The sequence below is a fragment of the Pseudomonas sp. genome (assembly GCF_049590575.1).
GTDB lineage: Bacteria > Pseudomonadota > Gammaproteobacteria > Pseudomonadales > Pseudomonadaceae > Aquipseudomonas.
Map to the genome: position 1 here is coordinate 1 of NZ_JBAWDE010000177.1, position 3,831 is coordinate 3,831.

Consider the following 3,831-nt stretch of genomic DNA (forward strand, 5'->3'; position numbering starts at 1 on the left):
GGTCGTCGGCGCCCAGGGTCTGCTGGGCGAGGGCCAGCAGTTCCTGGTCGGCGCGCCAGGTCAGGTAGGCGTTGGCGACATTCGCCACCAGGCTCAACTGCGCGCTGCGCCGGGCCTCTTCGGTGCCCAGGTAGGTGAGCATCGCTTGTTCGCTGAGGCTGCGCACGCGGCCGAACAAGTCCAGTTCATAGGCGCTGAGGCCCAAGGTCGCGGAATAGCTGGAGGTGATCGCGGACTTGCCCGTGCCGGTCACCTCGCCCGGCAACTTCTGGCGCTTGCCGGCGCCGTTGGCGGACACCGCCGGGAACAGGTCGGCGCGCTGGATGCGGTACTGCGCCTGGAACGCCTCGACGTTCAGCGCCGCCACGCGCAGGTCACGGTTATTTGCCAGCGCGGAGCCGATCAACTGCTGCAACGCCGGGTCGTGGAACAGGCCTTGCCAGTCCGAGGCCGGCGTAACGCTGCCGGCCTGCGCCAGCCGGTACACCCCGGTGTGCGGAAACTGCGCGGGTACGGGTGCCTCGGGCCGCTGGTACTCGGGGATCAGCGAGCAACCGCCCAGCAGGCAGGCCATGCCGAGGCTGGTGAGCGTGGTTTTGTTCATCACGCGCCAACCATCCATTTGGCCAGGCCATGCCGACCGCTCACGCCCAGTTTGGCGGCGGCGCGTTTGAGGTAGGTTTCGATGGAGCTGTTTTTCACGCTGAGTTTTTCCGCCATTTGCGGCACCGTGCCGCCGGTCAACAGGCCGAGGCACACCTCCTGCTCGCGCGCCGACAGGGTGATTTCACCCAGGGACAGGCGCTTGTAGAACTCACGTTGCAATTGCGATTGCTCCAGCAGGGTGTGGGCCGGTTCAGCCTGGGCGTGTGTGGCCTGGCGCAGGCTCTGGGCGTGGCACTCGATCAGTGGCAGCAGGGTGTCCGACAGGCTTTTCAGGAATGACAGCTCGGCCAGGGAAAACCCGCGTTGGGTGGGCGGCCGGTAGAGCGAAATCACACAGCGCCGGTTGCCCTGGCGCGACACCAGGTTGCATTGGTGCGAAGTGCCACGCGGGTGCGCACTGTTGGCCTTGGCCTTGAGCTGGATCAGCAGCGGGTCCTGCATGCCGAGCATGTCGCGCAGCAACGGATGGTCGTCCATCGAGTTCAGCGCCAGGGGGGGCGGCAGGTCCCGCTTCTGCCCGGCGGTGCCGAGCAGCTTGATATCGAGCACCCGGTCGCGCAGCTCGTCCAGGGTCCACTCGCTGAGGTCTACCAGGTGGATTGGCACCCATTTGTCCACCAGGTGCAGCATGTGCGCGGCAAAATCCGCGTGGCCGCTGTTGGCAATCAACTCGCCCATTTCCGCGTAAAAATGCGTGCCTGGGGCGTTGGCAATACTGTGGGTCAAACTCATAGCCATCTCATCCTTGATGTCGAAAACCGTCACGAACTCCCTGGGCGTCTGCGGGGGCGATCCGTTCCTCATGAAGCAGAGTCGGCACTCGAGAGCGTATTTAGCCCGGGGATTTGTCCTACGTATGTAGCAGAAACGAGGGACACAACGTGCCATAAAAACGTCGTCATTAATTCGACGTTTCCGACGCAAGAAACCGACGACGAAAAACCCAAAAGCATCTTTAGTGCTAACTAACTGATTGATATATAAGTAATTTATATTTTTCAAAACGCTGTCATGAGAAACTGACATCGGCCAGATATAGCCAATTTCCTACAGCCCTTTAATCGTTTCAGCAATGAACCATCAGCCAAGCCGGTTGCGCGGCCTTCGGGTGTCCGGGTTTCGGGTGTCAGAGCGACTGCGGCCCGCATGCTCAAATCCGGCCATTTCGCCGTCCCTTAGCGGCCAGTGCCTGACACCCATGAGAAGGATCTTATGAAGCATTCTCCCAGCTTCCCCCTCACCGCCGCCCAACAGGACATCTGGCTCGACCAACTGCGCGCGGGCGATTCGCCGTTGTACAACATTGGCGGTTACGTCGATTTCGCCGGGGCGGTGGCGCCTGAGTTGATCCAGCGTGCGCTCGAGCAACTGGTGGCCAGGCACGATGCATTGCGCATCCAGCTGCACAGCGATGCCAACGGCTTGCCGCGCCAGACGTTCGCCACTGCGTTGGCGGTGGAGCTGCCAGTCCACGACTTTTCTGCGCAGGCCGATCCACAGGCTGCGGCCCAGGCCCTGATGCAGGCGCAAATGGCCCGGCCCTATGCGATGGAAGGCGCGCCATTGTTCCGGTTTTTCCTGGTCAAGCTCGGCGCCAACCATTACCGCCTCGGCACCCAGGCCCACCACCTGATCCTCGACGGTTGGGGGTTCGGGCAGATGCTGCAATCCCTGGCGCAGCTGTACAGCGCGCTGGAACAAGGTCGGCCAACGGAAGCGCCTGCCGCGTCGTATATCGACTTTATCGATGCCGACCAGCACTACCAGCAATCCGCGCGCTACGCCCGCGATCGCAGTTATTGGCTGGACAAATACCAAGCGCTGCCCGAGCCATTGCTGGTGCCTCGGCACAGCGCGCGGTTGTCGAGCTGCACGCTGGTCGAGCCGTTTGCGGTGGCGCTGCTCGACCGCATGGAGCACGTGGCCAACCGGTACCAGGCGTCGGCGTTCCATGTGTTGCTGGCGGCGATGTATGTGTACTTCACCCGCACGCACCAGCGTGATGAATGGGTGGTCGGGGTGCCGATTCTCAACCGGTCCAATGCGGCGTTTCGGGCTACGGTCGGGTCGTTTGCCCAGGTCAGCGCGGTGCGTTTGCAGTTCAGCGAACAATTGCCCTTTGGCGCGTTGGTGCGCGGCATCCGTGACCAGCTCAAGCAGGATTTTCGCCACCAGCGTTTTCCCTTGAGCGAGATGAACCGCGAGCTGGGCCTGCGCCGCACTGATCGCAGCCAGCTGTTCGACTTGTCGGTATCCTTTGAACAGGACGACCATGACCTGCGCTTCGGCCAAGTGCAGGCTCGCGCGATCAAAGTCTCCAACCACCATGAACCGTTGCCGATCGCTTTCCACTTGCGCAGCAACTTGCACCAGGCCAGCGCGAGCCTGCATTGCGTATACAACCAGGCGTACTTCCAGCGCGCCGACGTGCAGGCACTGGCGCAGGGTTTTACCTGGCTGCTGGAACAGGGCCTGGAGGACACGGCACGCGAGGTTGGCGCGTTTTCATTGATCAGGCCTGCCGAATACACCCAGTTGCAAGCCTGGAACGCCACCGCCCAGCCCACCGCCGAACCGCACACCCTGCATGCCCGAATCGAAGTCCAGGCGGCCCGTACGCCACACGCCGTGGCCGCCGTGCAGCAGGGCCAGCAGCTGACCTACGCCCAGCTCAACCGGCAGGCGAATGCGCTGGCCCATCACTTGATCGAGCGGGGCGTGCAGGCGGATGACCGGGTGGCGATCCTGGCGCGGCGCGGCCTGGACACGTTGGTGGGGTTGCTGGCGATCCTCAAGTCCGGCGCCTGCTATGTGCCGATCGACCCGGCGCATCCCGCCGAGCGCCTGCATTACCTGCTGCAGGACAGCGCGCCGGTGGTGGTGCTGACGCAACAGGACCTGCTGCCCCGTTTGCCTGGGCTGGACGTGCCGGTGATCGTGCTCGGCCATCCGACCCTGCACCCGGGCAGCAACCCCGGTGTGCCGGTCAGCCCCGCGCACCTCGCGTACGTGATCTACACCTCCGGCTCCACCGGCTTGCCCAAGGGCGTGATGGTCGAGCACCACACCGTGGCCAACCTGGTCGACTGGCACTGCCGGGCCTTCGACCTGCACGCGGGCAGCCACACCGCCAGCGTTGCCGGGTTCGGCTTTGATGCGATGGCC

Annotated in this window: 3 protein-coding genes; 1 reads left to right on the top strand and 2 read right to left on the bottom strand. The window is 63.6% G+C overall.

The genetic code is table 11. The features are described from left to right. Together WBR57_RS12410 and WBR57_RS12415 are read right to left on the bottom strand one after the other, a co-directional pair. On the bottom strand, positions 1–604 hold a 604-nt coding region (locus tag WBR57_RS12410), incomplete at its 3' end, for a TolC family protein (RefSeq protein ID WP_424084078.1). Next, positions 604–1,398, bottom strand: coding sequence for a helix-turn-helix transcriptional regulator (locus tag WBR57_RS12415; protein ID WP_424084079.1), 795 nt, complete (start codon positions 1,396–1,398; stop codon positions 604–606). The genes WBR57_RS12415 and WBR57_RS12410, both read right to left, overlap by 1 nt. 480 nt (positions 1,399–1,878) lie before the next feature. On the opposite strand from WBR57_RS12415, the gene WBR57_RS12420 reads away from it, so the two are divergent. Then, the coding region (locus tag WBR57_RS12420; RefSeq protein WP_424084080.1) for a condensation domain-containing protein at positions 1,879–3,831 on the top strand (1,953 nt) is incomplete at its 3' end.

Bases quoted from the DNA above. Each gene is read 5' to 3' on its own strand.
- WBR57_RS12415 (WP_424084079.1), bottom strand. From the start codon at position 1,398: ATGAGTTTGACCCACAGTATTGCCAACGCCCCAGGCACGCATTTTTAC.